We start from the raw sequence: 26579 nt of genomic DNA, 5'->3' as shown, positions 1-26579 counted from the left end.
GACACAGAATTTTGAACACCCTCGAATCTGACGCTGTCGCAGTTGTCGATTCATTTTGCCGGTCGGTTAGATACTCATATTGATCTGCAATTCGCTGACACAGAATTTTGAACACCCACTCACATAGCATACTCACTGAGTATTTTCTTTATATGATCCGGTTTAATTTCAAATCCATTCTCACTACCCGGGTTAACAACAATCCCTACCGACGAGGGGAGACGTGACAATATTTCCTTTCCACTCATACTTACTGCGTAGCGAAAATCTTCGGAAAATTCAGAAATCAAATCCATATTAGAAAATACCGCCAACATATCACCATTCGGGGTATAAAAAACCATAGGATTCAGCCCAGTCCTATCACCTTGGACTTCAGTTGCGCTTGCAAGAAATAGATTAGACTTCATCATCGAAGTAATTATTCCTTTCGTTGTAACCACTCCTTCATTATTCGTTAGGAGCCTATCCAGTTCATCGATTCTATTTCTCATCTTTAAATACCATAGGAAAGCTAGCTCTAGCCTCTTCTGGAGTTACTGCGCTAGCATAGCGTTCATATTGAACCCAGTAACTTTCACATTTATCGCACTTATGAAGCCTTTGATGTCCTTCATAATCAACGAATATTTCTGGTGGCGTTAGCCCTTTCTCCCACAGGCCTCTACAATACTGACAGCCTTGATCATGCCAAAATTTGCTCATTTAAAATCTCCTTATCGGAATCCACTCCCCATTTGAGCCCAACTTAAAAAGAACGGAGCCCTCCGGAACCGCACCACCTCCAGGGATAACGAACTCCCTCGTACTATTGACTAAGTATCCAGCATTTGGGCCATCACCTGTTTTTACCGCTGTGTGGCCACCCTCCAAGTAATGAGGCCACCCTTCAGAGTCAGCCAAAGTCGGTTTAGTAATCTCTTTCCCAGTGGTTGGAAAACTAAGACCGTAAATATCAGCATCATTCATGTATGCCCTTTGAGCTGACGGAGCCATACCGGTATGTTTTGCTGCGTCTGCAGATGTTTTCACTGCAGCAGAATCTTCGAGGGGCATAAAGAAGAATGTCTTCCCCTCCCTACCAATAGTAGCTTTTTCTCGGGTGTAGTACCCTTTATTATCTTCTCCAAAGAACGCTACACCATAGTCTTCCCTTACGCTCACCTCCCCAGTCTCAGCCCCATGCGCATCTGTCTTCTCAGACCGCCCCTCACTCGTCTCCAGATCCTTAAAGCTCGCCTTTTCCTGCTTCGCCCCGCGCTTGCTGTTACGCAGCGCGATTTTCTTCGAAGCCTGTGCAAACTCGCCCAGCAAGTCGCCCACAGCACTGAACTTACGGATCAGTGCTGCTTTGCTGCCAACCATGGCCAGCACTCCCGCACCACCGGTCACAGCGGCCAGGATAATGGTAAGGATAATCTCAAACGCACCCGAGCCTGCCACCTCAGTGATCTCGATGCTGTGCTGAGCCTCGGCGTAATCCTTAACGAAGCGGTAGAGCATATCGCGCAGCGACTCATCACTCATCACCAGATCAGACATAGCAATGGCTTCGTCGATCTGTTGGGCGCTGATGGCGGTCGGGTCAAAGCCGAGCGCCTCCACCAGTTCACGCTTCTCGGCGCTTAAAATATTGCTGGAATAGGCCTCAGCAAAGTTCTCTGAATCCCAGGCGGCGCGAATCGCTTTGATGTTGTTATGGATGCGCACCACCGGGTTAACCACATCACTGACTTCCTTCGCCCACAGCGCCAACCCCCAGGCCGATGAGCCAATCCCGCTCATAAAGGCACCGGTGTAGATCGCCACTTGGGTGACGGCAGACTCCTGCGACAGCATACGCTCATGCATCGCGGCTTCAGCACGCTCACCAGCAATAATATTGAACAGCGCGCTCTGAATACGTACACGCAGCATCTGCCGCGGATCGGGTTCTTCGTCGCCAATAGCCAGCGCACTGTCCAGCCGCTCCAACACCAGATGCGAACTGGCGATGGCATCAGCCAATGCCTGATGTGGGCGTGCCGATGCCCCCGAAAGATTCGCCAGCACATCAAAATAGAAGTGGTCGTACGCTTTATAAATAATCGCACTGGGCACCGAGCCAAGCAGCTTCTCAGCCACCATGCTGCTGCCGCGCCCGAGATTGTTTGCGTGATGCCAGCCAGGCCCGGCACCGCGGATCAGGCGATAGCGGTTGCCTTGGGCATCCTGAAATTCGTAGTCAGCCATGACGTTGTCGGTTCATTCCATGAAACAGGTGGCTGAGTCTAACAGCAACAGAGCAGCAGGCAATCAGAGGGGAGCTGCAAAAGGGCGGAGGTTGGTACTTTGCACTGAGTCTGCTTCGTAGTGATTCAATGCCTCCAGGCACCAGATAGGTGGTAGCTTTTACCCATGCAACTCTATCAACCCAGCACATCAGCAGACCTCAACCTGCAAACTGATCAGCTCTTCAGTATGTTCAATATCATTGAACGTTCACTTTTATTGAACAACTGGAGTCGGCAATGCCCCGCTCAGATTCACTCAAAGATGGCATCTATTCCCTGCACATTACGGCTATAGACACCTCACAAGCTGGCAGAACAACCAGTTCGTTATCCAGCGCCACCTGAAGATGAGAACAATACTCCCGTGATGTGTACTGATAGCGCTCCCCCGCAAATGTAATGACCAGAGTTTCCTCGGCAAGCTCGCCAAAGAAGAGTTCTGCGGGCAGCTTATCCAGCCAGGCAGCAACAAACCCTCGCTGTCCATCAACCAGAACCTCTACGCCCAACTGCGGGACGATCACAGACAGATCTTTATTCATTCGCTACCTCTCCTTTCAGCAGGTCATTGCCCACTCCATCGCGGAATAAGAATGCGTAATTCCGCACTTCGTACAGAATTCGCCAATGCGAATACAGCAAATTGGAAATATCACATCAGTCGACAATGAAGGCCGATTTCATGATTTCCTGCTCAGCGCGGGATATACCCAACTGGTTTGCCACATTACGCCATTGCGATGCCGCAGCAATGACCTCTATAAAAATCTCTTCAGCTTCTTTGTCTGATAAGCGGAAGAAATCGATAACCTCAAACGCCAGTGTGTAGTCCAGCCGATTGTCCTGATCATTGATATTCAGATGAAGGCCATTAGCAACGGCCGTCGGGTTGATATCGTATGCCGGAGACAGGCGCCAGCCAGAACCGTCAAATACAAATCCGTGGTTGCGCAGGTGGTCATCGACATTCGATACGGCGATATTAAATACGATTCGCCGCCACAGTTGGGCAAGATCGTCTTTTGTCTGGCTGCCATGGTTAGTTAAGAACTCAGCCAGTTCCAGATAACTCGCTCCATCCTCACCGTCGTAATATTCCAGCTGCGTCATTGCCGATGAAAAATGGATACGCCTGCCATCCTCACGATCAAAGCGTTTGGTCAGAAAGGTATGCTGATCTGAGTAATAGCGGCCAATGGTTGATGGTGCCATATCAATCCCGGCCTTGAGAGCAAGCTGATACGTGAGATATTCCCACAGCCCGATGTCGTGGCCGTCATGATGGCTCGGAAACTTCGCAATCCACAGGTCGCCGTCCTCATCAACAACAGACGCTTTAGGCCTTGCCCCACCCAGCGAAGATCCGGGCGAAACCAACATGAAAAGCCATTTTGAATATTCTGGATCATCAGGGTTCTGATTTTGCTCTACCTGACGGGCGGCGTGCTCCAGTTCGCGCAGAGAGGTCATCGGTGGGGCAGACAAACGATGATCATCATCCAGAAATGGGCCCTGCGGATCTGTTTTGAAGCGTAGCGCTCCCATACGATTGGCGTCGTGAACACCCAACAGGTAATCACTCTCCTGCAGCGGTCTGGCTGGTCTGGCTTCCTGACGGGCGAGCAAGGCCTCTCGTCGCTGCATCAGCAATCTGCCCCAGCGATCAGGGCATGAGTCCAGAAACACCCGGAAGTTACGGTCGTCTGTCTTATGCTGACCACCACTGACAAGATGAAGATCCGGATCAATATTCAGGGCGTATTGGCCTGCCAGCCAGGCGGTATCATAAGAGAAACTGAAGTGCTCTTTTTGCCTGACATAATCCGCAGTCAAAGTGCCGACCAGCGATGTCTCGGTCAACCAGTCTGCGTAGACATAAACCTGCTTACTCATCCTCTGCCACTCCATCGCGTCCAGTCTGACCATTGCCAGGATCGCCTGAACGTTCACGCGCCATCTTCATAAGCAACTTAACCCGGTCCGATGAATCTCCCTCCGCGACGGATGGTTTGCCCAGCTTGGCTATAGAGGCTTCGGTTTGGCGTGCGGTCGGCTTAGAAGACTGTAGTGCTATATCCTGGAGCTTACGACCGAGCTCATCATCAAGAGCAACGCGCCCGAGATCATCGGCCAATCCCAGAACCGCCAGCACACGAAGGTAATGCCCTATGGACACTGTCGACTCCCCTCGCTCTATGTTACGCAGCGTAGGTTTGGACAGCCCCGTCCGCTCGGCCACCATAGTCTGAGTAATCCTGCGACGCTTCATCGCCAGACGTATGTTCTCCCCAAGCTGCTGGAGAATCTTCATTTCCTTGGGAAAAACAACAGCCTGCCTCTTCTTGGAGTCAGACATGAAGATATACCTTCACTTTATTAAGTAAAATGAAATTATAGTTTCACTAATAACGTAAGGGCAAGTGTATATTTAATGCACCTGTCTCACCAATCAGAGCAATGGGCTGCGCGCTCTTATGATCCTGCACTTACAGCCCTGCTCTATAACGCTAACGGCCTAATGCCTGCATACTCGTTACTGTTCCAACATAAGTAAGGAATGGAAATTCACTCAATTCGCACGGAATTCACTGATGCGAATCTCGCATGAAGGGGGTGTGAACATGCCAAAAAAAGTTCACAGACACCTGTCTACCTATTAATGTTCTCTGAAAGTAAATTCGCAAACAAATCCCTTTAAAAACAATGTGTTCGCATAGCTATTCGCAGCCATCTTTTGACCTTATCTGAATGCGAACTTTTGCGAATTCGTGCGAATTTTCATCTGCTTGCGCTCTCTGATTGTCAGTAACGAAAATCCACCTGTATGGCTATTCATCTTTCACGGATTATCTCCAACCGATATCTGAAAATGAAAGAACAGTCTTGGCGTGAAGTAACCGGTTTAAAGATCGGAGCATCCTGCTCGAAGCGACTTTTTGAGCATTGCCTCCCAGTAGGTACAACCCACCTATACCCCGCGAATGAAATCAGCACGTTCCTGCAGTCCGTCAAAGATGGAGTCCGCGATGACTGCCGGAAAATCATGCGGTAAAAGTGCCTCAACCCTGCGAATAACAGCGGTAGTATTCTCCGCCAACTCCAGTAATAACTGCTGTGCTCTCTGAGCAGAAAATCCCACAGCTTTGGCGGTGCTTATAAAATGGCGCGGTTCGATACGCTGCCAATGGTAATGCCGGCTTTTTCCTTTCACCGACATGGCCATTTTAGCTTTGGCAGCAGGCAGAGAATTGGCCTGCATCAGAGGATAGGCAGACAGCACATCGTAAATCGGCGTCATACGGAAAGCGGATTCCGGCTCAATGAACAGACTGAAGTTTTTGGCGTGACCATCAATAGCCGCCAGCATCCAGAACAATATCTGCAATTTAAAGAAGGTTTCACGGTCTCGAATGGCCTGTTGGGAGCCGCGTAACAACTCCATACCGTCTTTGATGCCGGGGCCGCCATGATTCTCGTATTTCAGGGCGGGCGATACCCCAAGCGCCTGACAAAAGTCCTCCTGCGGCAATCTCATAAGCCAACTGCCATCCTTTGACCAACGGCGATCGAAGCGTTCAGTGATCAACACATTCTGATCTTCAAAACTGGCCAGCTGTGCCTTCGCCACATCAATGCCATAAGCTTTTAATACTTCCAGACACAGCCACTCATTATGATTGCTCTGCCGCAGATCGATATTACGTGGTTCCAGAAAACCAATGGGCAATTTCAGGATATGGCTGGTCGGTGTGCTGCCTGAGGGTAATTGCCATTGCTGGTTATGCCATAGCAGTGCGGTTTTTTCCTGCGCACCGGCCAACGAGATGCGGAAGTCAGTATCCGTCCCCATCCCAAGGGGGGCGCCCTGATAACTGCGCAGCATCGCAGCGATCTGCCCTTCGGAAAGGGGGGTTGACGTTAGTTGCTGTACATCCGGCACTGTTTCGTTTTCTGGATACAGTTGAATGGCACCGATACAGTCGCGACCGACGGCTGCCAACAGGTTAAATGGATGATTGGATGGCACTGAGAATCGTGCCTGCATTCTTGTGCGGATGGCATCAGAATCCGGCAGCAGGTTGTCGAAGAAGTTAAATACCCGCTCACCCACAAAAACCTGTCGTTTTAATGGCAACGACAGGGATATCGCCCGCGCACCTGGCCGCTCACACCAGCTATCCAGGTAGCGGAAAGACATGCCCCCTGAGACATCCATAGAGAGTCTGCCCACCTCAATTCCATTCATTGCAACCGTCAAATCCGCCATTACCACTCCTGATCCCAAGCCTGACTATTAGCGGGTCCGTTGGCAGACTCTTGCCCTCTGGACTCCAGAACCAATTCCATATTAAGCGCCGACAACAGCTTAAACAGGGTCTCGATTCGTGCATGTTCCGGCGAGGTTTCAAAAGCAGACACCGTGCTCTGCTTGGTGCCCGCCAGTGCGCCGATGGTCTTCTGTGTTTGGTTCTGCTGTTTACGGGCTTGCTGGAGCGCATCTGCCAATCCGCGTGGCGATGTTATCTTCATCAGAAATATCCTCCATAAGGGATAGATAACACCTTATCCCCTATAAAGGATAAAGACAAGCTTATCCTCTAGGGAGGATTTGATAATCGAGAACATAAAATTGATGAAAATGATAGAAAGTGCACCGGCCAAGAGAGAGTAGAGGTCAAAAAAGCTAAAATCTGGTGCCAACCAAAGTGACCATAAATTATGTAAATGTGTTCAAAGTTAAGGTTTTATCGCCAGAGAAAAAACAATAATTTGCAATAAAATCAAAGAGATGCAATATTAGACCTCTGCCAACCCCACCCTCCGGAGGCAAAGGTCAGAGGTTCGAATCCTCTAGGGCGGGCCATCTATAAAGACATTCCCGAAGCCTCGCCTTCAGACTCAATACCAGCTGTTCCAGATACTAAGTTCCGCCCGATGAGGCCCATCCATCTGCTAAAGAGGGCTGCGGCATTAACATTCTGTGACGTGCCGGCTGTCAGCCCAGCCCCATCTGCATCTGCATCTGCATCTGCATCTGCACCAGCACCATATAAGTACCTGTTCCCGCAATAATGCTCAGCAGCGCCTGACGGAACAGCAGGTGCAACGCGGCAACCAGTGCCAGACAGCCCAGTTCGGGCACAAAGTCGATGGACAGTGCAGCGTCATTTTTAAACGAATAGACCACCAGTAACACCATCACGATCGGCGGTAAAAAGCGCCCGAGATGTTCCAGCAGCGGGTGATCGGCAACCCGCGACAACAACAAAAACGGCAACGCCCGGGTCGCAAAGGTGGCTCCGGCCAGCACGGCAATCACGCTGGTTAAATACCAGAATTCAGTCATGTCCGGCTCCTCCGGCCTGAATGCCGCTGTGGTGACGTGCGGCGTATTGCATCATCAGCACGCTCAGGCTCAGCAAAATGGCAATCAGTAGCATGTGTTCACGGCTGATCAGTGCCAGTGTGCCAATGCCAATCACCAGTGCGGCGATAAAAGGACGGATGTCACGCAGGTGTTTGTATTGTTCGATGGTCAGCACCATAAACAAGGCCGGTAACACAAAGGCGATGCCGTCGGTGGAAAACTCCAGCTGACTGCCCAGCCAGGCACCGCTGGTGCAGCCCAGTAGCCAATAAGCCTGGTTAATGGCGGTAATACGCAGGTGAAACGGCCCCGGGTCGATACCCGCAGGAATCGGGGTGGAGGTAATCAGCGAGTAGGTTTCATCAGTTAAACCAAAGATCTGATACCACTTGCGCCAACCCCGGTTGTGCATACGGCTCATCAGCGACAGGCCATAAAACACATGACGTGAGTTAATCAACAGCGTGGCGATGGCCATTTCCATCAGCCCGGCCTGGTTCGCCAGCAATCCCACCGCCAGAAACTGGCCGGCACCGGCATAAATAAACAGCCCCATCGCGGTGGCGTATAACCAGTGGTAACCCAGGTCGCTGAACAGTACGCCAAAGGCAGCACCCAACGGCAAATAACCAAACAACACGGGCAACGAGCTACGCAGCACCGCGGCATTTAACGGGGAAAGATTCATGAAAACAGAGGGAGTTAATGCAGAGCTGGCAATTCTAGTTGACGATTATCTCAGTTTTCAACCCGCCTTTCGTGGAGGGCTGGCGCAGAATGGCGAAGCCATCACATTGGTGCTAACCTCGCGTTGTCTTATTAAACAGTTAAGGAAAATATCAGCATGGCCTACGATTTTGGTAGCCAGGCGCTGGGGATTACTAATCCGTTCAAGACGGAAGGCAAAATCCGCTTAGTGGCAGGGCTTATTATTTCAGCGTTGGCGGTGATGCCATTGCTGCAGGTAGCGGAAACTCTGAAGCAGGAGCCTGTCCGGGCCTGGGGTTTTGTTGCCATCGGCCTGTTTTTACTCACCTGGGGGCTGCGCAGCGTGGCAACCGCGGCCATGCAGCTATTCCGTTTTTATGTTGGCCGCTCGGTGCCGTCGTCTCTGGCTTACAACCACAGTCCGTCTGAACGGGAAAATGCTCAGGCCGAAAAGCAAAGCGGCAGCCTGGCTTACAATGCTGAAAAGCTCGAATCCATGTTAATGGGGCGTAAAAACACCACCTTTGAAGAACCTCAGGGCTGGCTGGCCCGCCTGGTTCATTCATTAATTCCCGGTCTGATTTTCGCGCCCTATCCGCTGCGTAATTTTGTGCAGGAACTGGCTGCGGTGCTGTCATCCACCATTATTGCGCTGGCGGCTTTTGCCGTGGCGTCTTTTATTACCGCGACCGGACTGGCGGGTGATGCCGGCGGCCTGATTGAGCCGTTGATGTCGCTGATGCTGCTGATTTATCTGGTGGTGATCTGGCGTTCTGCAGCAGCCAATATGAATACCAGTCGCAACCAGACCCTGCACAAAAAAACCGCCGCTGGTATCAGCCGCTTATTTGTTTTCGCCATCGTGGTGCCGGTGTTGATCGGTTTTGGCTACGACAAACTCACCGCGATGATGAAAAGCCGTGATGTAGAGCAGTTGAATGCTCTGCTGTCAGACATCACCGTGTTCAGCGCCTGGAGTAATCTGATGTTACTGGCACTGCTGGCAGTTGTGGTCATGGTGCCTGCATTTTTTATGGTGCGTGAACGGCTGAAAATGGCGCAGAAAAATACCCGCGTCAGCGAGTTCCGCGAAAATATGCAGGAGTCAGTTCACCCTAACGAAATTTTCATCAATATCGAAAATATCGTGCTGGCTAACCGCCGTTACAAAGAAATTCCGAACCGTATTTACCGTGACTTTGAACCTCAGCTGCTGGAACAGAGCCAGGGCAAAGGCACCTTTAAAGGCCAACTGCTGATCGAGACCCAGCCGGAATATAAACAGATGAAGTTCTCAGCGTTATTCCGCAAAATTCGCCTGCTCAGTACCATTGGTGGTCAACTACTGACCGTTGGCAGTGCCTTGCTGCTGTACTGGTTGTTTAATATGGGATTTGACTCGTTTAATGAACTGCGTCAGCTGGCGCTGAACGAAAAAGCCTTCAGCAATGAACAACAGACCCTGGCGTTTTTCACCAGCGCAGGCGAGCGACTGGATCAGTGGCTGACGCTGTTTTTTGCCTTTCTGACCGTCTCTTTTGCCGGTCGTATTCTGGTTAATCTGACCCATCTTTTATGGTCAGAAATGCAGTTCAGCAGTCTGCTGATGTCGATGAAAACCGAAGGCACTTACACCGAAAGTAAAATTTCCACCGGCATGGCGTATAACGATTCAACCCGTTCAGAAAACGTGGTGGTACGCAGCTCAATTACCCCCTGGATGCTGACATCCCGGGTGGTTTCGTCAACTTACGCCTCTTCCGGTATGCAGAATCTGGAAATGCCGCGTCTGATTCTGGAAATGGATGCCAACGATCAGGAGCTGGAAACCATCGTGCATGAGATCCGCTCCTTCCTGAAAGGTCGTGAGTTTATTGCCTCTATCAATAACGAACAGGACCTGGCGAATGCCGAGCGTATTTATCAGGTGAATAAAATCAGTAAGTCTGACGATGGTGATATTAAGGCGTTAGCACAGCAGGAAGCGGAAACCGCCGGTATGTTGCAGCAACACAGCCATGACAATAATCAGGCAGACATCGGCCACGATGCCGGGCAGGAAAATTCGTAACGCCTGCTGCGCCCAGCGCTGAAAACAGCCCTGCAGCTCTTTGCTGCGGGGCATGTCTTACTCATTCCCCCGCCTCTCTTCACAATGCTCCATTGCGCTATACAACCTCACCCAGGCAAAGCCTCGCCCGGCGTTATCAGAAAATGCCATAGCCTATAAGCGTAACGCTCGCCACACAAAATGCATGCGGTGGTGTATAATCGCCGCCTACATCGACACAGGGGTCCTGCCATGTCTCACCGCGCTCATTTATTTTCATTGCGCATCGGCAACGCCCTACGTGAATCTCTGAAAGAAACCCCATATTCCCGCGAAGCTCTGGTAAAAGATCTGATTGCTGGTCTGACCGTCGGAGTCATCGCCATTCCGCTATCAATGGCTCTGGCCATTGCCAGTGGCGTAGCACCGCAATATGGTCTGTACACAGCCATGATTGCCGGTTTTCTCATTGCCCTTACCGGCGGCTCTCGCTTCAGCATCTCAGGGCCAACCGCTGCTTTTGTGGTCATCCTGTATCCGATTGCCGAGAAGTTTGGTCTGGGTGGGCTGCTGCTTGCGACCTTACTGTCTGGAGCCATGCTGATCATGATGGCCTTCGCCCGCCTCGGTCGTTTTATTGAATACATCCCCGAGTCAGTCACACTGGGCTTTACCTCAGGTATTGCCATCGTAATTGCAACGCTGCAGCTGAAGGACTTTTTCGGTCTGACCTTCAGCTATCCGGAAACCTACGTTGAGAAAATTGAAACGCTGGCAATCAACCTGCCGCAATTCGACCAGCCCAGTCTGATCGTCGGTGCCGCCACCTTTGCAGCGTTACTGCTGTGGAAACGCATCAGCGCACTGCCGCCACACATTCCGGCATTGCTGGTTGGAGTGGCAGTTGCCTGGTTGCTGAGCCAGCAGGGGGCCACGGTGGAAACCATTGGCAGCCGCTTCAGTTACTTACTGCCAGACGGCACAACCGGAAGCGGTATTCCACCGATCCTGCCGGAATTTAACTGGCCATGGAATCAACCCGGTGCCGATGGTCAGCCAATCGGTTTTTCCTGGTCGTTGCTGCAGCTGTTATTACCAGCGGCCTTTTCCATCGCCATGCTGGGGGCGATTGAATCCCTGTTATGTGCAGTGGTGCTGGATAACATGACCCAGACCCGCCACAGTGCCAACAGTGAGCTGCTCGGTCAGGGCATTGGCAATATGGTGGTGCCATTTTTTGGTGGTATTACCGCCACTGCCGCCATCGCCCGCTCCGCCGCCAATGTACGGGCTGGTGCGCGCACCCCGGTGGCTGCCATGGTGCACGGTCTGGTGGTTATGGCAGGTCTGCTGGTACTGGCACCATTACTTGCGCACATCCCGATGGCGTCCATGGCCGCGCTGTTATTGCTGGTTGCCTGGAACATTGCCGAAGCCGATAAAGTACTGCACTTTTTCCGCACTGCACCGCATGGCGACACGCTGGTTCTGCTCACCTGTTTAAGCCTGACCGTGCTGTTCGATATGGTTATCGCCATTGGTGTCGGCATAGTACTGGCATCACTGCTGTTTATGCGCGACATCTCTGAAATGACTCGCCTGAGCGATATTTCCAGCCACAAAAAACTGGTGCCAGAGCCGTTAAAACCGGGCTGGTCAGTGATTAAAATTAATGGCCCGCTGTTCTTTGCTGCCGCCGATAAAGTATTTGGTGAACTGACACTGACCACGCGTAACCAGGCAGGCGTTATCCTGTATATGGACGCGGTGCCTATCCTCGATGCCGGCGGAGTTGCCGCGCTGATGAAATTCATCGACGCCTGCAACAAGCACAACACTCAGGTATGGATTGCCGACCCGCAGACACAACCAATGAAAACCCTGAGTCGCGCAGGCATCAGCAACAGTACCAGTGGCATAAAACTGTTCCCGACCCTGCAGCAGGCAGTAAGCGAAGCCGCCGCTTAATTTGTCCGCTTTGTCGCCACTATATTCCTGTTAAAAGGCCATAAAGCTTTGATTTATGGCCTTTTTTACAAAAAGCGACGTTTCTGTCACAGCTCGTTTCAGCACACAACAAAATCCTGATTACACTGAATTCATTGGTTCAGACAAAGGTCGCATGCTCTGCGATCAGGTAATGAGGATTTATGTTTTATCTGCTATTCGCACCGGCTCGCTCACTGGCCGCCAATCTCGGGCTGAATGCCAGCACACGCTTATGTGTTGTGCTGCTGAGCCTCTGCGCCATCATGACGATGATCCCCGCCATCGCCCACTTTATCGCCGTGCCATTACTGTGCTCGGCCTATCTTGCCTGCGGTTTTCTGCTCAGCCTGCGCAACGATATTGAGCAACTGAATCAGGGATTGAGCAGCATTGACCCCGCCTCGGTTGAACACAAACATCTGCTGATCGATGCCGTGTTGCTGACGCCACTGGTGAAGAAACTGCAGATAGTGCTGTGTGAAATTGAACGGGCACAGCAGCAGTACTCTGATCGTCTGGATGAAATTTCATTTTCCGCACGCGAGTTGCAGAACAGCGCTGACAAACTGGCCGACAACACAGGGCAACAATCCCGGGCAATGGAATCCGGCGCCGCTGCCATTGTTGAAATGAGTCAGGGCGTGGAAAACATCGCCGGTCTGGTACGCGAAGCGGCCAGCATGGCTGACGATGCCAACCAGTACGCACAACAGGGTGGCTCTGCCGTTTCAGAAGCCGCCGAAGATATCCGTCGAATCGACAGTACCGCTGCCACCAGTGCCGAGGCTATGGTCAGCCTCAGTGAGCAATCGAAGCATATTCATAATATTACCGACCTGATCCGTGCGATTTCCGAGCAAACCAATTTACTGGCGTTAAATGCTGCGATTGAAGCAGCGCGAGCCGGCGAGCATGGTCGCGGATTTTCTGTTGTTGCCGATGAGGTACGCACCCTTGCGCAGCGCAGCCACGAATCGGCCGATGAAATTTCGCGTCAGGTGGAACAGATATCCGGTGAAATTAATCGTTCTGCCGGACACATTGCCAATATGCGCGAGATGACCAGCCGCAGCGTAAATCTGACCGAAAAAGTACAGCAGGCACTGGGAGATATTCAGCAACAGACTGAGTCACTGAAAAATCATATGTACTCGGTGTCCAGCAACACGGAACAACAAAGCCAGGCAACCACCGAAGTGTCCCGCCGTATTGAAGAAGTTCACCTGGCCGCAACCCGTAACAGCGAGCAGGCAATGCAGACGGCAAAAATTGCTCTGCACATGGCAGGCCTTACCCGTCGCGATGGAGGAAAAACCTTATGACGACCGACAACGCATTGGTTTTCTGGATGTCTGTGCTTTTCCCGCTGACAGGCATCGCTTTCATTCTGATTATCCGCACCTTGCATCAGCGTTATGTACTGCAAAGACAGCAGGCCGGAGTCGGTTATCTGGTGGAGCTGAAAAAACTGCTGCTACTGACGCAGCGTCATCGTGGCAGCAGCTATGGCGCCATTAATGGCGATAACGAATTAAGAAAAGTGATTCCGGACATAGAGCGGCCGATCGAAGAATGCATCCGAAACCTGAATAAACTAGGCGAGGCAGGACGTCAGAAAGATCACTGGCTGGCTTTTCTCGATCACTGGCAACGCCTGCAGAAAAATAACCTGCATATTGATGCCGAAAATAATCTGGCACAGCACAATCAGATCATTTCAGTACTGCTTTATCTGCTGGAAGATGTGGCTGAAAGCGCCTGCCTGAATGGTAACTGTCAGCCATCACTGGAATATATCTGGCGCGACCTGCCACGAGCCGCCGAACTGATTGGTCAGGCACGGGTACTGGGGTCAGGCATTATGGCATCCGGCTCAGCTGACAGCGTGCATAAAATCCGTATGCGTTTTGTGCGGTCACGACTGGAAGAATTTATTACCGATAATGGCAGCGCCGATAAAAAGCTGCTGGAACTGATGCAGGTAATAGATCAGCAAATACTGCAGGATGGTCAACGCATGAGTGCGCGTGAATATTTCGATCTCAGTACTCAGGCCATGGAGCCTTTTTTCCGGCGCATCGACGAGGGGCTGGAAGGATTGAAGCAGCAGCTCCGTGTGCACTGAGTGCTGCTGCTTCAACAACGCTGGCTCAGTCCCTGAGTTCCAGCGTTTCAACCGCCTGGGCGCTGATGTCTTCAGCACTGAACAGCATCGGACGCCACTGCAGCTCGCTGTAGTTGCGCGTCTGGTCTTTGAAGAACTCAGACTGCGGATCGTGCGACTGGCCATAGCTCAGGAACATATTCGCCTGCGGGCCATTGTCGTCAAATTTCAGCGCCATCATAAAGCTGGAGCCGTAATTAATACGATAGGCGGCGCTGCTACCGCTTCCGTCTTCGTCATAATCCGTCAGCGGAGAATCACTGCGCGCGCTGCCCACCACATTGGTTGCCAGCTCGGAGGTTGAACGCGACGGCACCTTACTCTCCGCCATGTTAAACACACCCTCATACGAGTTACCGCCGCTGATCGCAATCGGCGCATGCCCCTCGGCTTTAATCACGTACTGAATGTCGGACAACGGTGCATCCAGTGCAATACCGGCGGCCTGATCCCTCAGGAAGCTTCTGCAGCACAGCCATGGTCCACCAGCATGGGACCGGATGTCAGTGATATGGGCACGGGTATTTTCTGGGCGGCATTTGCACTGTTTGGTGCCACCACAGGCTCAATTTTATCCGGCGCAGTTATTGAGCGTATTCTGGTATCGGCGTTCCTGATTCTGACCGTTTTCCTCGGCTCAGTGGTGTGGATTCTGGCCGGCGCCTGGGGCTGGCACCCGGATGGCTGGTTGCTCACCGAACTGGGCTATCACGATGTCGGCGCTTCCGGCGTGGTACACGCGGTGGCGGGTTTCTTTACGCTCGGTGTGCTGATTAATCTGGGCGCGCGCAAGGGTAAATTTATCGACGGCATCGCCCAGACCATTGCACCGCACAGTCTGCCAATGACCCTGATCGGCCTGATGATGATTATCTTCGGCTTCTTTGGTTTCCTCGGCGGCTGCATTATTTTCAATGGCGGTGAAACTGGCTGGACCACGATTTACAACAACCCAACCAACCTGTCGGCATTTGCCTTCAATACTCTGATGGGTTTCGCTGGCGGCGTGATCGGTTGTTATATCGCTTCCCGTGATCCGTTCTGGACTATGTCCGGTGGTCTGGTCGGCATTATTTCAGTTGCTGCAGCGCTGGATATGTACGATCCGGGACTGGCCTTTATTATCGCGACCTGCATGGGCGTGGTGGCTGTTAAATTCGCTAAATTCCTGGAAAATCTGGGTATCGACGATGCCGTCGGTGCTGTTGCGGTACACGGTTTCACCGGTTTCGTAGCGGTAATTCTGGTGGGTGTATTTATGGGCGGTACCCCGAACGTAGGCGAAGACGTTCCGGCCATCAGCTTTGTTGGTCAGCTGATCGGTGCAGTGGTCATGGCCGTTACCGGTTTCCTGCCAGGCTATGCGATTTCCTGGGCACTGAAAAAAGCCAACATGCTGCGTGTACCGGAACAAGCTGAAGAGCTGGGTATTGATGAAGTTGAAATCATTGCCAAGCCATACCCGGAAGCTAACGTACCTGCCATGGTGCCATCCGAAGTACCGAACAAACTTGCTAACACAGAACCACAAGGAGCCTGATTATGGGAACATCTATCAGCAGTTGGGAAAACGTAACGGCGTATTTCTCTTTCGCCGACAGTCCGATGATGCTGGCCCTGTTCGCGCTGGGCTGTGCCGCCATCGTTACGGGTCTGATTGTCTCTATTAAGAAACATGAAGACGATGCGTTTGATGATCTGAAATGATCATCACGCTGCAGACTGGTCGGTGGCCGGTCTGCAGCGAATCACCTGAACTTAACTCTGCTGGACTTCGCCGTCGATAAAACGACGCAGGTGGAAAATGCCAAACACCATAATCAGTGCGACGTCGTTCAGCACCGCGGTACTACGCTGGCGGAAAGCAAACCAGAAATACACCACTTCCAGTACGTGCACCGCAGCAACCGCCACACCACATTCCGGCAGCCATCCCAGTACACCCGGCCAGTCGAAGGCCCAGGCCAGTACCACCAGAACCCAGAAGATTAACGTCGCAATTTTGTTCAGCATGATCATGTTATTTTCCTTTGTGCCTGAGTGTTGCGCATGGTCAGCCCGCAGACTGCCTGCCAGGCGGGCTGCCGTACAGGTTCGCTGGCGCCAACCGGCGGCGCAGAAGGTCGGCTAAAAACTGTACCAGCGCAAGACTTTCCCGCCCATGACCGCTAAAATAGTCGCCCGAATTTTGGTCCAGTGCGGAGAAGCTCCCTATGTCCGGTGATAACACCACTCACTTCGGCTACAAAACCGTCGCCACTGACGATAAACAGGGCATGGTTGCTGACGTGTTTCACTCAGTTGCTGCCAAGTACGACCTGATGAACGACCTGATGTCGTTCGGCGTACACCGCCTGTGGAAGCGCATCACCATTGATATGAGTGGCGTGCGTCCGGGCAACACCGTACTCGACCTGGCTGGCGGTACCGGTGACCTGACCCGTAAGTTCTCTAAAATTGTCGGCCCGAACGGCAAAGTGGTACTGGCTGACATTAACTCATCAATGCTCAATGTCGGTCGCGATCGTCTGACCGATCAGGGCTATGTGGGTAACATCGAGTACGTTCAGGCCAACGCCGAGTGTCTGCCGTTTGAAGACAACACCTTCGACGTCATTACCATCGCCTTCGGTCTGCGTAACGTCACCGACAAAGACGCCGCACTGCGTTCGATGACACGCGTACTTAAGCCGGGCGGCCGTCTGCTGGTGCTGGAATTCTCCAAGCCAACCAACCCGCTGATGAGCAAGGCCTACGACATCTACTCTTTCTCGGCACTGCCATTTATGGGCAAGCTGGTGACCAACGATGCCGAAAGCTATAAGTATCTGGCCGAATCCATCCGTATGCACCCGGATCAGGAAACCCTGAAAGGCATGATGGAAGACGCAGGTCTGGTGCGCTGCACCTACCACAACATGACCAGCGGCGTTGTTGCCCTTCACCGTGGTATTAAGCCCTGATGCTGGCGCACCTGCCCGCGGAACTGCTGCAGGCATTCTGCATTCCGGCAGAAGCCGCCATTAACCATGTACTGCGCTACGACCCGGTAGCGCTGCGCCAGCTTGGCCGTTCGCAGGGACGCCTGCTGGCCATCGTGATTGATGGCGCTATTCCAGTGCGCGTGCGTGTGCTGGATAACGGCATCAGCTTAAGCGCTGGCAACAACTATGAAGAAACCAGCGCAGAAGCAAGCGCCGACGCCACATTGTCTGGCTCGCTGAGCGACTTCCTCGCCCTGGCCAGAGCCGACGACAAAGCCAACACCCTGATTAACTCAGCCATCGACATGGATGGCGACAGCGAGTTTGCCATCGGTCTGACCCGCGTGGCGCAACAGCTGGATATCGACTGGGAAGCCGTGATTGAACCGGCCACCGGCAGCCTGCTGGCGCATCAGCTGGGCAAAGGCCTGCGCGGCCTGCTCAAGTGGGGCAAAAGCACCGCAGCCACCTACCGTGTTGCAGTCAAGGATTACCTCGAAGACGAAGCGCAGCTGGTTACCCCTAAGCCACTGATCGCGCAATTTGCCGACGACGTCGACGACCTGAAACTGGCCACCGACCGTCTGGCCGCCCGCATCGAACGACTGCAGCAGTCTGCACCAACCAGCAAGGAATAAACGAGCCGTGGCAAACCTCTGGCGTCTGTGGAAGATTCTCTTCGTATTTACCCGCTACCGTCTCGACAGCCTGGTGCCAGTAGAGCAACTGCCGCTGAGCCTGCGCATTCTGCTGTGGCTGGCGCCATGGCGGTTAAACCCGGTGCCATCACGCCTCAATCGTGGCGAGCGCCTGCGTCTGGCACTGGAAGCACTGGGCCCGATTTTTATTAAGTTCGGACAGATACTTTCTACCCGCCCGGATCTGGTGCCGGAAGATATCGCCCGCGAACTGAAACGCCTGCAGGACGACGTACCGCCATTCCCGAGCAAACAGGCCATCGCCCTGATTGAAGAACAGCTGGGCAAAACTGTGGCCGAACTGTTTGCTGAATTTTCGGTCGAGCCACTGGCCTCTGCCTCCATTGCTCAGGTTCACACCGCACGCTTATTTGCCGAAGGCGACCAGCCGGGCAAAGAAGTAGTGGTTAAAGTCGTACGCCCTGGCATCGAAAACGTCATCGAACGCGACCTGCAGCTGCTGGAAACCATGGCCCGCCTGCTGGTGAAATACTCTGACGAAGGCCGCCGTCTGAAGCCACTGGAAGTGGTGGAAGACTACCGTCATACCATTTATGGCGAACTGAATTTACAGGTAGAAGCCTCCAACGCCACTCAGCTGCGTCGCAACTTTAACGGCTCCGACCTGCTGTATGTGCCGGAAGTGTACTGGGAATATACCCGCACTAAGGTGATGGTCAGCGAACGCATTTACGGCATTCCGGTGGCCGATGTTGAGCAGCTGTACGCGCAGAACACCAACATGAAAGAACTGGCCGAGCGCGGTGTGGAAATCTTTTTCACCCAGGTATTCCGCGACAGTTTCTTCCACGCCGATATGCACCCGGGCAATATTTTTGTATCGCGTAATAACCCGCAAAAGCCGCAATACATTGCTATCGACTGTGGCATTGTCGGCAGCCTGACCGAAGAAGATCAGACCTACCTGGCGATGAACATGCTCGCCTTCTTCAATCAGGATTACCATCAGGTTGCGCAGCTGCACGTCGATTCCGGCTGGGTACCGGCCAGCACCAAAGTGCACGAACTGGCCTCCGCCATTCGCGCCGTTCTGGAACCGATTTTCGAAAAACCGCTGGCCGAGATTTCCTTTGGTCAGGTACTGATTCAGCTGTTCAGCACCGCGCGCCGCTTCAATATGGAAGTGCAGCCGCAGCTGGTACTGCTGCAGAAAACCCTGCTCAATATTGAAGGTCTTGGCCGCCAGCTGTATCCGCAGCTCGACCTGTGGGCAACCGCCAAGCCATTCCTCGAACGCTGGATGCGTGAACGCTTCGGACCGAAAGCCGCGTTTAAAGAATTAAAACGCCAGCTGCCAGGCTGGCTGGAAAAAGCTCCGCAAATGCCAGGGCTGGTACACGGCGCATTAACCCGCCTCAACCATCTGGACGACACCCAGCAAAGCCTGCAGCAGGAAATCATCGCCCTGCGTGAAGAACTGGCCGAACAACGTGCCCAGCGCCGTCAGCAATCCCTTGGCACCCTCGCCATTGGCAGCGGCCTGTTTGTCTGGTGGCAGGCCTTTGCCCTCGGCGTGCCGGAACTGCTTGGCCTTAGCCTGTCGGGTGTTGGTGTGCTGCTGTTGGTGTTGAGGTAAGGGGCTGAGGTCCGACGTCCGACGCCTGAAGCCTGAAGCTGAAAACGCCCATCCCCAGGGAGCTTATTTCCCTGCAGCCTTCTGGCTGTTTTCTTCAATAAAACTCACCAGCCTTTCTTCGCGATAGCCATTCATGCGCTGGGTTCCTTTCAGGAACACCGGCACACCGGTGGCCTTAAGGCGTTTATACTGTATGCGCGCCGTGCGGCTGTGATCTAAATTGCGTTCATCAAAGGCAATGCCCTTGCTGCGCATAAAGTCCTTCGCCTGATTGCAGTATTTGCACTCGTCACGGGTGTAAATAACCAGAGCGCCCAGAGTATCGAACGCCGACATATCGTAAGAAACACTGGTGTAGGTATTCACCGTGACTTCGATTTCTTCTGAGGTCTGATCTTTGGGCGGCTTGTCGCCGAAATGGGTGCGGCCATCGGCATCGACCCATTTATAGATTTCGGCGTATGCCGGGGTACACAGCGCAACGAGCACAGCGAGCAGAAGGTGTTTCATTCCGTGAAGGCCTCTGTAGCAGGAACACTGAGGATAACGGCTATTGCCTGATCAGCCAATGGCATAGTGCGTACAGAGCCTCAACAGCAGACGCATTACCGGTGCAACATTCCCACAGGCCCCGGATATTATTACGAGCCATCTTCATTGCTGGTGCGCACCACGACCACGACATTGCGCAGAAAGGAGTGTTCGGCCCGGAGCTATCTGTTACCCGTTGCGACGGTACAGAGCAGGTCATCGACCGAGCCAACGATTCACAATACGACCTGGCTTCGCCGTTGTGGCAGGGCAACCCGCGCCCCCAGGGCTACGGCAAAGATTTATCGCACTATTCGCTGAAGAATTATTCGGTGGTGCGTCATGTGATGCTCAGTCACAAACAGCAGCCCATAAAAAAAGCCAGCAAACGCTGCCGGCTTTTTTAACTCTGGCTTTTCAGCCCCGCTGAAGCCCCGCGATACCGCTTTTCGCATTAGCTTGCTGTGCCAGAATTTTTTCCTCTTCAGACGCATATTTCTCGTCCCACTCCAGCACCTTAGGCGTCATCAGCTTGTGCCAAAGGGGTGGAATGGCCGCTACGATCATCGTTGCCAGATATCCACCAATCATCATCGGCGCATCAGGAAACGGCTTGAGGTCCTGATAGGGTACTTCACCCTGGGCATGATGATGGGAATGGCGGGTCAGGTTAAACATTGACCAGGAACTGATGCGTTTGTTGGTGTTCCATGAATGGCGTGGCTGAACGGGCAGCTGAGGGTTACGTACCATGCCGTAGTGCTCCATGTAATTCACCAGCTCCAACAGGAACTTGGCAGCAACAGCACAAACCACAAAATACAGTGTCGCCTGCCAGCCCCCCATGGCCCAGGCTGCCGCAATTAAAGCCAGACTCAGCAATTGACCGCGCAGGTAAACATTAGCCAGAGAAAACACACCTTTACCTGCACGCTTGAGGCGCCTCTGTTCAATTTTCCAGGCGCTGATATTTCCCTTAATGGTTGACGCAATCATATGAAAATACACATTGCGGCCACGAGGCGCAGTGGCCGGATCTTCAGTAGTGGAAACGTAACGATGATGGCCATACACATGCTCAATGGAAAAACCGGTATCAAAACTGAACGCCAGCAACCAGCGACCAACCATCATGGAAACCGGGTCCCAGGTACGGTGCGTTAACTCATGGGCCGTAATTGTGCCGACAATACCAATCATCAGAAAGGTGAGAAAAAAACCAGACACATGGTGCCACGGATTTGCGTTGTCACGCGCCGACACTGCATCGTATCCGGTCAGTGCCTGAATCTGCGCACCAAAGCCCAGCACATCGGTATCGCATACACTCCATACAGAGGCGAATACAATCGCGGTCAGCAGAGGCAACGCCATCCATAACTGCGCAGTCAGAATGCCTGGGTGACCAAATTCCGGCGTACTGGTGTCATCACCGGAAATCGCATCGCCCACGATATAAAAGGCAAGAATGCCAACCAGACCTGCTGTGATCCACTCGCCACCGCCGACGAATGCGGCAAATGCGGCAATACCAACGACATGAAAAAGAAAGTACTTCAGATAATGAAATATCATAGCTAACGACCTTTTATAATTATTAAAGGTTATGCCGGAACGTTATCCGACTGAGTAACAAAGCGATCACAGAAAATATGATCACTGCGTATTCCTGCTTTTTTCAGTGCAGATTCTGCCGAATCAATCATGGCAGGCGGGCCGCACAGGTAGGCCTCAAACGGCTCAGTAACTACCAGAGGCAAAAGCTCTGTAACGAAGCCACGAAACCCAAACCACTCACTGCCCACAGGCTCTTCAGACAAAGCGATATTGAAATCAAACGACACCGGCCAATGCGCTTTGATGTATTCAATTTCTTTAAGGGCATACACATCTTTTTGAGTACGGGCACCAAACAATAAGCGCACCGGCCGCCTGACCTTCTGCGCTAAAGCCTGCTCAAGAATGGCCATCACCGGTGCCAGGCCGCTGCCGCCGGCAATAAACAGCAGCGGTGAATCCGAAGGCCTGAGATAAAAATCGCCCAGAGGCCCATCAATACGGATGCGTTGTCCGTTCAGAAAGGAATCATTCACTGCGGAAGAGAATTGACCGCCCGGCACTTTGCGTACAAAAAACGCCAGCGAGCCATCGGGTGAAGGCGCGGTAGCAAACGAATAACTGCGCTTAACACCCGGCAGGGTGTCCAGTTCCAGATTGGCATACTGACCGGCTTTAAACGGTAAAGCGGCATTCGTCTGTACCGTCAGACGGGTAATGTCGTGAGTCAGTGTTTCCTGTCCGACGATACGTCCCTCCAGCGTCTGACGCTGGCGCTGAGCGGTCATATCCACCTCAATGACCAGATCGCTCTGTGGTACCGCCTGGCAGGCGAGAATCATGCCCTGATCCAGTTCGCTGTCGCTCAGGATATAGCTGTTATCGGTCAGCTCCTTTACCTTGCCGCTGACCAGGCGGCACTTACAGGCCGCACAACCGCCGACGCGGCAACTGTGGGGAAAGTCGATGTGCGCGCGCAACGCCGCCCCCAGCAGGGTTTCCCCGCTATTAACATTCACCGGCTGACGGTTAATCGTCGCATGGAAAGTTTGCGCGCTGCGCTTCTTAAAGAGTGAAAACATAAGCCCCTCTCAGTCTTATTGTTGTGCAACCACTATAAGACTCAGGCTCAATCAGGCTGGGATCATTAATTGACAATAAGGGGTCATTTATTGACACTTGCCAGTATGAACAGCGAACCGTCCATCAGCCTGCCCGGGCACTATGTTGCCCAGATATTCGAATTGCTCGCCAGCCGTGGTGCCGCAACGATACCGCTTTGCCGGGAATTACAGCTCGACCCTTCGACACTGCAGGACAGCCATATCAGCATGGCCTGGCGCAGTTTTCAGCAGCTTATGCTCACCGCAGACAGGCTTTTTTCCGACGCCTCATTCGGCTTGCTGCTGGGCGAGCGGCTGCTGATCAACACCCACGGCCCGTTGGGCTATGCCGCACTGACCTGCACCTCATTACGCGAACTTGCTGCGCTCATGGAGCAGTATCTGGCGCTGCGCACCGACCTCTTTACCCTATCCATCGCCCCCCATGGCGATGATCTGCTGCTGCGCTTCCACGACAACCGGCCGCTTGAAGGCATTCGCGTTCCGGCATCAGAAGCTGTGGTACTGGCGGTACGCAACCTCTTGGATTTTTCGACATTGGGTAATCCTGGCATTCACAGTGTTGCGTTTCCGTTCGGTGGCGACGAAAAGTTTGCCAGCGATATTTTTCACTGCCCGGTCCAATACAATCAGGACTGGTGTGGATTCCGCCTGCGCGGTGAACGGCTGGATCAACCACTCAAAATGGCCAATGCCAGCAGTTACCGCGAAGCACTGGCCATATGTCAGGACGAACTCCTCAAACTCAGCAGCGATCAGGGAGTGGCCCACAGCGTGCGCAAACTGCTGCTGAAAAGTAATAACGGCTTTCCGTCACTCGATGTGGTCGCCCGCCACCTCCACCTGACACCAAGAACCCTTCACCGCCATCTTGTGCGCGAAGACACCTCCTTCAAACACATTCTGGACTCGGTACGGCATGCACTCGCGCTGCGCTATCTGGACAGCAAACGCCTCTCTATTCAGGAGATTGCCTACGTACTCGGCTACACCGAAATTGCCAATTTCCGCCGGGCCTTTAAGCGCTGGGAAGGCATTCCACCGTCAGAATATCAGGCCGGCCTCAGCCACCGCCTAACACGCTAATACCCCCCGCGACATATACCCAAACCTCTGCCATAGTCGCACAATAGCCAAAACCTTATATGCCGGAGACCTGACAATGAGCCAGTACAGCCTCGCCGAATGGACTGCCAAAGCGGCCGCCACCCGTATTCCTGCCCACGCCTGGGTTAACGGGCAGCCGGTGCAGGCACTGGCCGGTGAAACCACGCCGTGCATCAACCCGGCGACCGGACAGGTACTGGCGCAGATTCCCGACTGCAAACAGGCCGATGCCGATGCCGCCGTGGCCATTGCCCGCCAGACCTTTAACAGCGGCGTTTGGTCACAGATGGCGCCGCGCGAGCGTAAGCTGATTCTGGTGCGCTGGGCCGAGTTGATCGAACAACACCGCGAAGAAATGGCGCTACTGGAATGTCTCGATGTGGGCAAGCCGATCAGCGACACCTACGATATCGACGTACCCAGCGCAGTGAACACCATTCGCTGGACCGGCGAAGCCATCGACAAGGTATACGGAGAAATCGCTCCAACGGCACACAACACACTGGCGTTAATTCAGCGCCTGCCGCTGGGGGTGATTGCCACCATCGTACCGTGGAACTTCCCGCTCTCCACCACCGCCTGGAAACTGGCTCCGGCACTGGCAGCAGGTAACTCCGTAATACTCAAGCCCGACCCGAAAACACCATTAACCGCCATTCGCCTGGCCGAACTGGCGAGCGAAGCCGGCTTACCGGATGGCGTGCTGAACGTACTGCCGGGGGATGGCGTCAACCTGGGCAAACACCTGTCGCTGCACCCGGATATCGACGGCCAGACCTTCACCGGCTCTACCGCCGTCGGCAAACTGCTGATGCAGTACGCCGGCCAGAGCAACCTGAAACGCACCTTCCTTGAACTGGGCGGTAAAAGCGCCAACATCGTCTTTGCCGATGCCGACCTCGACACCGCCGCCGAATGGGCTGCCGTGGCTGGCTTCTACAACTGCGGCCAGACCTGCACCGCCGGCACCCGCCTGCTGATTCAGGACAGCATCTACGACACATTTATCGAAAAAGTCGTAGCGCACAGCAAAGCATGGAAACCGGGCAACCCCCTTGACCCGGCCACCCGCATGGGTGCCATCATCGACCAGAACCAGATCAACACCATCCAGAAATACGTACAGCTGGGACAACAATGCGGCGCGCGCTTAGCCACCGGCGGCAACGCCATTAACGGCTTAGACGGCACACTGTCTGGCAGCTACCACGAAGCCACCCTGTTCGCCGATGTCGATAACCAGATGACCATCGCCCAGGAAGAAATCTTCGGCCCGGTGGTATCCGCCATTCGTTTTAAAGACGCCGACGACGCCATCCGCATCGCCAACGACTCACGCTACGGTTTAGCCGGTGGCGTATGGAGCCGCGATATATCCACCGCGCTGAAAGTCGCGCAAGGCGTACGCACCGGCACCATGGGCGTGAATAACTACTTCGGCGGCGACATTACCGTACCGTTCGGCGGCTTTGGCGAATCCGGCAATGGCCGCGATAAATCCCTGCATGCACTGAATGACTACAGCGAACTGAAGACGACGTGGATTGAGTTTTGAGTTTGTAGTCGGACGTCGGACGTCGGATGTCGGATGTCGGACGCTTGAGGCTTGAAGCCGGAAGCTTAAGACCGTAGGAGCGGGCCATGCCCGCGACCTGCTTCAGATAATCTCCAGAGCACGCTGGAAGCTTGACGCCTGACGCTGAAACCCGCCCGTATGGTGCGCACTGCGCACCATAGAGGCCAACAGCATTTATTGTTTGTTCGATCTGGAGCCAAACACCAAACGGTAAACTCCCCATGCAATACAGGTACAAATGAATACCGTTAAAACTACGCCGAACGCCATAGCCGATGAGGTTAAACCGAAATACGCCAGCCCGCCCATAAATACAGAAAGAAATACGAATGGCGGCAACGCCTGACTTAAATTACCACGCATAGTCAAAAGCTACCTCTGTTCCAAAAGCCGCAGCTGCACCAACTGCAAATGTCCATGCTGCCGCACAAAAAAATGCTCCTGGGCCACACGCTAAGCTTGCAACATATCCTCCTGCAGCCATACCTCCCAGGCCAGCGCCCACAACAAGTCCCTCTTTAGCTGTTGCTCTAACCTTATCCTCTGAACTTATTGTAGTGGTTACCGCTAGGTCTTTCTTGGCTGAGTATATTTGGGCATTGGACACCCTGCAGTTAGCCGCGTAAATTGCATATTGGCGAAGATCAGTGCAAAACCGTAAGGCTGTATAAGGGCTTGCTGCGCTCGCCATCGCGGGCATGGCCCGCTCCTACCTAATCGCACATTTCATGTAAGCTCCGAATTCATATAAAGCTCAGGTTTCTCGGCATCATTCCTTTCGCTTGTGACAGCGCCGCTGTGAACGTAGATTTTGGTGGTCTGGCCGAATGGATTCGGGCAAGTGCCCCCGGCC

General features: G+C 53.3%; 26 protein-coding genes and 1 pseudogene. 12 read left to right on the top strand and 15 right to left on the bottom strand.

The window, feature by feature from the left end; genetic code table 11:
* Nucleotides 1-119 precede the first annotated feature (119 nt).
* The 10 genes from I9W95_RS08820 to I9W95_RS08775 all read right to left on the bottom strand — a co-directional run bounded on the left by I9W95_RS08820 (nt 120) and on the right by I9W95_RS08775 (nt 8329).
* Entirely contained in the window at nt 120-494 is a 375-nt protein-coding gene (locus I9W95_RS08820) for an SseB family protein (RefSeq protein WP_225673967.1), read from the bottom strand.
* The gene (locus tag I9W95_RS08815) at nt 484-705 is read right to left on the bottom strand and encodes a hypothetical protein (RefSeq protein WP_225673965.1); all 222 of its coding nucleotides are present in this window, start codon (nt 703-705) and stop codon (nt 484-486) included. Before I9W95_RS08815 ends, I9W95_RS08820 begins: the two co-directional genes overlap by 11 nt.
* The gene (locus tag I9W95_RS08810) at nt 706-2232 is read right to left on the bottom strand and encodes a hypothetical protein (RefSeq protein ID WP_225673963.1); all 1527 of its coding nucleotides are present in this window, start codon (nt 2230-2232) and stop codon (nt 706-708) included.
* A gap of 310 nt (nt 2233-2542) precedes the next feature.
* Nucleotides 2543-2815: a hypothetical protein gene (locus I9W95_RS08805; protein WP_225673961.1), complete on the bottom strand. Its 273-nt coding sequence runs from the start codon at nt 2813-2815 to the stop codon at nt 2543-2545.
* Between the two features lie 115 nt (nt 2816-2930).
* Complete coding sequence (locus I9W95_RS08800) at nt 2931-4166, bottom strand: type II toxin-antitoxin system HipA family toxin (RefSeq protein WP_225673959.1); 1236 nt, start codon at nt 4164-4166, stop codon at nt 2931-2933.
* Complete coding sequence (locus tag I9W95_RS08795) at nt 4159-4629, bottom strand: helix-turn-helix domain-containing protein (RefSeq protein WP_225673957.1); 471 nt, start codon at nt 4627-4629, stop codon at nt 4159-4161. The genes I9W95_RS08800 and I9W95_RS08795 overlap by 8 nt, the downstream gene beginning before the upstream one ends.
* A 612-nt stretch (nt 4630-5241) precedes the next feature.
* Nucleotides 5242-6540, bottom strand: coding sequence for a type II toxin-antitoxin system HipA family toxin (locus I9W95_RS08790; protein WP_225673955.1), 1299 nt, complete (start codon nt 6538-6540; stop codon nt 5242-5244).
* The gene (locus I9W95_RS08785) at nt 6540-6803 is read right to left on the bottom strand and encodes a helix-turn-helix domain-containing protein (RefSeq protein WP_225673953.1); all 264 of its coding nucleotides are present in this window, start codon (nt 6801-6803) and stop codon (nt 6540-6542) included. The genes I9W95_RS08790 and I9W95_RS08785 overlap by 1 nt, the downstream gene beginning before the upstream one ends.
* A gap of 466 nt (nt 6804-7269) precedes the next feature.
* Nucleotides 7270-7620: a branched-chain amino acid transporter permease gene (locus tag I9W95_RS08780; RefSeq protein ID WP_225673951.1), complete on the bottom strand. Its 351-nt coding sequence runs from the start codon at nt 7618-7620 to the stop codon at nt 7270-7272.
* A complete protein-coding gene (locus I9W95_RS08775; RefSeq protein WP_225673949.1) occupies nt 7613-8329 on the bottom strand; it encodes an AzlC family ABC transporter permease in 717 nt (238 codons plus the stop codon). The genes I9W95_RS08780 and I9W95_RS08775 overlap by 8 nt, the downstream gene beginning before the upstream one ends.
* 156 nt (nt 8330-8485) lie before the next feature.
* On the opposite strand from I9W95_RS08775, the gene I9W95_RS08770 reads away from it, so the two are divergent.
* From I9W95_RS08770 to I9W95_RS08755, 4 genes are all read left to right on the top strand, one after another.
* Nucleotides 8486-10420 carry a hypothetical protein gene (locus tag I9W95_RS08770; RefSeq protein ID WP_225673947.1) on the top strand — a complete coding sequence of 645 codons (1935 nt, stop codon included), beginning with the start codon at nt 8486-8488 and terminating at the stop codon, nt 10418-10420.
* Between the two features lie 231 nt (nt 10421-10651).
* The gene (dauA, locus tag I9W95_RS08765; RefSeq protein ID WP_225673945.1) at nt 10652-12367 is read left to right on the top strand and encodes a C4-dicarboxylic acid transporter DauA; all 1716 of its coding nucleotides are present in this window, start codon (nt 10652-10654) and stop codon (nt 12365-12367) included.
* Nucleotides 12368-12549: 182 nt separating this feature from the next.
* Nucleotides 12550-13710 carry a methyl-accepting chemotaxis protein gene (locus tag I9W95_RS08760; protein ID WP_225673943.1) on the top strand — a complete coding sequence of 387 codons (1161 nt, stop codon included), beginning with the start codon at nt 12550-12552 and terminating at the stop codon, nt 13708-13710.
* On the top strand, nt 13707-14513 hold the full coding sequence (locus I9W95_RS08755) for a nitrate- and nitrite sensing domain-containing protein (RefSeq protein WP_225673941.1): 807 nt from the start codon (nt 13707-13709) through the stop codon (nt 14511-14513). Before I9W95_RS08760 ends, I9W95_RS08755 begins: the two co-directional genes overlap by 4 nt.
* 25 nt (nt 14514-14538) lie before the next feature.
* Here the strand turns inward: I9W95_RS08755 and I9W95_RS08750 are convergent, their stop codons facing one another.
* Nucleotides 14539-14970 (bottom strand): penicillin acylase family protein, encoded by a 432-nt coding sequence (locus I9W95_RS08750; protein ID WP_225673939.1) that lies wholly within the window; start codon nt 14968-14970, stop codon nt 14539-14541.
* A 21-nt stretch (nt 14971-14991) separates the two neighbouring features.
* Between I9W95_RS08750 and I9W95_RS08745 the strand changes: the two are divergent.
* Both I9W95_RS08745 and I9W95_RS08740 read left to right on the top strand, forming a co-directional pair.
* Nucleotides 14992-16092: pseudogene (locus I9W95_RS08745) on the top strand (ammonium transporter); the annotation flags it as partial.
* A 2-nt stretch (nt 16093-16094) separates the two neighbouring features.
* Complete coding sequence (locus tag I9W95_RS08740; RefSeq protein WP_225673937.1) at nt 16095-16259, top strand: hypothetical protein; 165 nt, start codon at nt 16095-16097, stop codon at nt 16257-16259.
* Between the two features lie 51 nt (nt 16260-16310).
* On the opposite strand, the gene I9W95_RS08735 is transcribed toward I9W95_RS08740, so the two are convergent.
* Nucleotides 16311-16571 carry a DUF1145 domain-containing protein gene (locus I9W95_RS08735; RefSeq protein ID WP_225673935.1) on the bottom strand — a complete coding sequence of 87 codons (261 nt, stop codon included), beginning with the start codon at nt 16569-16571 and terminating at the stop codon, nt 16311-16313.
* A gap of 194 nt (nt 16572-16765) precedes the next feature.
* On the opposite strand from I9W95_RS08735, the gene ubiE reads away from it, so the two are divergent.
* The 3 genes from ubiE to ubiB are packed head-to-tail and all read left to right on the top strand — an operon-like array spanning nt 16766 to nt 19831.
* Entirely contained in the window at nt 16766-17515 is a 750-nt protein-coding gene (ubiE, locus tag I9W95_RS08730) for a bifunctional demethylmenaquinone methyltransferase/2-methoxy-6-polyprenyl-1,4-benzoquinol methylase UbiE (protein ID WP_225673932.1), read from the top strand.
* Nucleotides 17515-18174, top strand: coding sequence for a ubiquinone biosynthesis accessory factor UbiJ (locus I9W95_RS08725; protein WP_225673929.1), 660 nt, complete (start codon nt 17515-17517; stop codon nt 18172-18174). The genes ubiE and I9W95_RS08725 overlap by 1 nt, the downstream gene beginning before the upstream one ends.
* 7 nt (nt 18175-18181) lie before the next feature.
* Nucleotides 18182-19831 (top strand): ubiquinone biosynthesis regulatory protein kinase UbiB, encoded by a 1650-nt coding sequence (ubiB, locus tag I9W95_RS08720; protein ID WP_225673927.1) that lies wholly within the window; start codon nt 18182-18184, stop codon nt 19829-19831.
* A gap of 63 nt (nt 19832-19894) precedes the next feature.
* On the opposite strand, the gene I9W95_RS08715 is transcribed toward ubiB, so the two are convergent.
* Entirely contained in the window at nt 19895-20341 is a 447-nt protein-coding gene (locus tag I9W95_RS08715) for a glutaredoxin family protein (protein ID WP_225673924.1), read from the bottom strand.
* A 101-nt stretch (nt 20342-20442) separates the two neighbouring features.
* Here I9W95_RS08715 and I9W95_RS08710 point away from each other — a divergent pair, with 101 nt between their 5' ends.
* Complete coding sequence (locus I9W95_RS08710) at nt 20443-20769, top strand: aldehyde dehydrogenase family protein (RefSeq protein ID WP_225673922.1); 327 nt, start codon at nt 20443-20445, stop codon at nt 20767-20769.
* A 10-nt stretch (nt 20770-20779) separates the two neighbouring features.
* On the opposite strand, the gene I9W95_RS08705 is transcribed toward I9W95_RS08710, so the two are convergent.
* Entirely contained in the window at nt 20780-21937 is a 1158-nt protein-coding gene (locus tag I9W95_RS08705) for an alkane 1-monooxygenase (protein WP_225673921.1), read from the bottom strand.
* Between the two features lie 29 nt (nt 21938-21966).
* Entirely contained in the window at nt 21967-23001 is a 1035-nt protein-coding gene (locus I9W95_RS08700) for a 2Fe-2S iron-sulfur cluster-binding protein (RefSeq protein WP_225673919.1), read from the bottom strand.
* Between the two features lie 90 nt (nt 23002-23091).
* Here I9W95_RS08700 and I9W95_RS08695 point away from each other — a divergent pair, with 90 nt between their 5' ends.
* Together I9W95_RS08695 and I9W95_RS08690 are read left to right on the top strand one after the other, a co-directional pair.
* Nucleotides 23092-24129, top strand: a complete 1038-nt coding sequence (locus tag I9W95_RS08695) for an AraC family transcriptional regulator (protein WP_225673917.1) — start codon at nt 23092-23094, stop codon at nt 24127-24129.
* A 76-nt stretch (nt 24130-24205) separates the two neighbouring features.
* Nucleotides 24206-25705 (top strand): aldehyde dehydrogenase, encoded by a 1500-nt coding sequence (locus I9W95_RS08690; RefSeq protein ID WP_225673915.1) that lies wholly within the window; start codon nt 24206-24208, stop codon nt 25703-25705.
* Nucleotides 25706-26579 lie beyond the last annotated feature (874 nt).

This window comes from Thalassolituus marinus, from assembly GCF_020320395.1.
GTDB lineage: Bacteria > Pseudomonadota > Gammaproteobacteria > Pseudomonadales > Oceanobacteraceae > Venatoribacter > Venatoribacter marinus.
This window is presented reverse-complemented; position numbering and strand designations above follow the sequence as displayed.

Excerpts from the sequence above, each read along its gene's own strand:
- I9W95_RS08820 (WP_225673967.1), bottom strand. The coding sequence starts at position 494 with ATGAGAAATAGAATCGATGAACTGGATAGGCTCCTAACGAATAATGAA.
- I9W95_RS08815 (WP_225673965.1), bottom strand. The coding sequence starts at position 705 with ATGAGCAAATTTTGGCATGATCAAGGCTGTCAGTATTGTAGAGGCCTG.
- I9W95_RS08810 (WP_225673963.1), bottom strand. The coding sequence starts at position 2,232 with ATGGCTGACTACGAATTTCAGGATGCCCAAGGCAACCGCTATCGCCTG.
- I9W95_RS08805 (WP_225673961.1), bottom strand. The coding sequence starts at position 2,815 with ATGAATAAAGATCTGTCTGTGATCGTCCCGCAGTTGGGCGTAGAGGTT.
- I9W95_RS08800 (WP_225673959.1), bottom strand. The coding sequence starts at position 4,166 with ATGAGTAAGCAGGTTTATGTCTACGCAGACTGGTTGACCGAGACATCG.
- I9W95_RS08795 (WP_225673957.1), bottom strand. The coding sequence starts at position 4,629 with ATGTCTGACTCCAAGAAGAGGCAGGCTGTTGTTTTTCCCAAGGAAATG.
- I9W95_RS08790 (WP_225673955.1), bottom strand. The coding sequence starts at position 6,540 with ATGGCGGATTTGACGGTTGCAATGAATGGAATTGAGGTGGGCAGACTC.
- I9W95_RS08785 (WP_225673953.1), bottom strand. The coding sequence starts at position 6,803 with ATGAAGATAACATCGCCACGCGGATTGGCAGATGCGCTCCAGCAAGCC.
- I9W95_RS08780 (WP_225673951.1), bottom strand. The coding sequence starts at position 7,620 with ATGACTGAATTCTGGTATTTAACCAGCGTGATTGCCGTGCTGGCCGGA.
- I9W95_RS08775 (WP_225673949.1), bottom strand. The coding sequence starts at position 8,329 with ATGAATCTTTCCCCGTTAAATGCCGCGGTGCTGCGTAGCTCGTTGCCC.
- I9W95_RS08770 (WP_225673947.1), top strand. The coding sequence starts at position 8,486 with ATGGCCTACGATTTTGGTAGCCAGGCGCTGGGGATTACTAATCCGTTC.
- dauA (WP_225673945.1), top strand. The coding sequence starts at position 10,652 with ATGTCTCACCGCGCTCATTTATTTTCATTGCGCATCGGCAACGCCCTA.
- I9W95_RS08760 (WP_225673943.1), top strand. The coding sequence starts at position 12,550 with ATGTTTTATCTGCTATTCGCACCGGCTCGCTCACTGGCCGCCAATCTC.
- I9W95_RS08755 (WP_225673941.1), top strand. The coding sequence starts at position 13,707 with ATGACGACCGACAACGCATTGGTTTTCTGGATGTCTGTGCTTTTCCCG.
- I9W95_RS08740 (WP_225673937.1), top strand. The coding sequence starts at position 16,095 with ATGGGAACATCTATCAGCAGTTGGGAAAACGTAACGGCGTATTTCTCT.
- I9W95_RS08735 (WP_225673935.1), bottom strand. The coding sequence starts at position 16,571 with ATGATCATGCTGAACAAAATTGCGACGTTAATCTTCTGGGTTCTGGTG.
- ubiE (WP_225673932.1), top strand. The coding sequence starts at position 16,766 with ATGTCCGGTGATAACACCACTCACTTCGGCTACAAAACCGTCGCCACT.
- I9W95_RS08725 (WP_225673929.1), top strand. The coding sequence starts at position 17,515 with ATGCTGGCGCACCTGCCCGCGGAACTGCTGCAGGCATTCTGCATTCCG.
- I9W95_RS08715 (WP_225673924.1), bottom strand. The coding sequence starts at position 20,341 with ATGAAACACCTTCTGCTCGCTGTGCTCGTTGCGCTGTGTACCCCGGCA.
- I9W95_RS08705 (WP_225673921.1), bottom strand. The coding sequence starts at position 21,937 with ATGATATTTCATTATCTGAAGTACTTTCTTTTTCATGTCGTTGGTATT.
- I9W95_RS08700 (WP_225673919.1), bottom strand. The coding sequence starts at position 23,001 with ATGTTTTCACTCTTTAAGAAGCGCAGCGCGCAAACTTTCCATGCGACG.
- I9W95_RS08690 (WP_225673915.1), top strand. The coding sequence starts at position 24,206 with ATGAGCCAGTACAGCCTCGCCGAATGGACTGCCAAAGCGGCCGCCACC.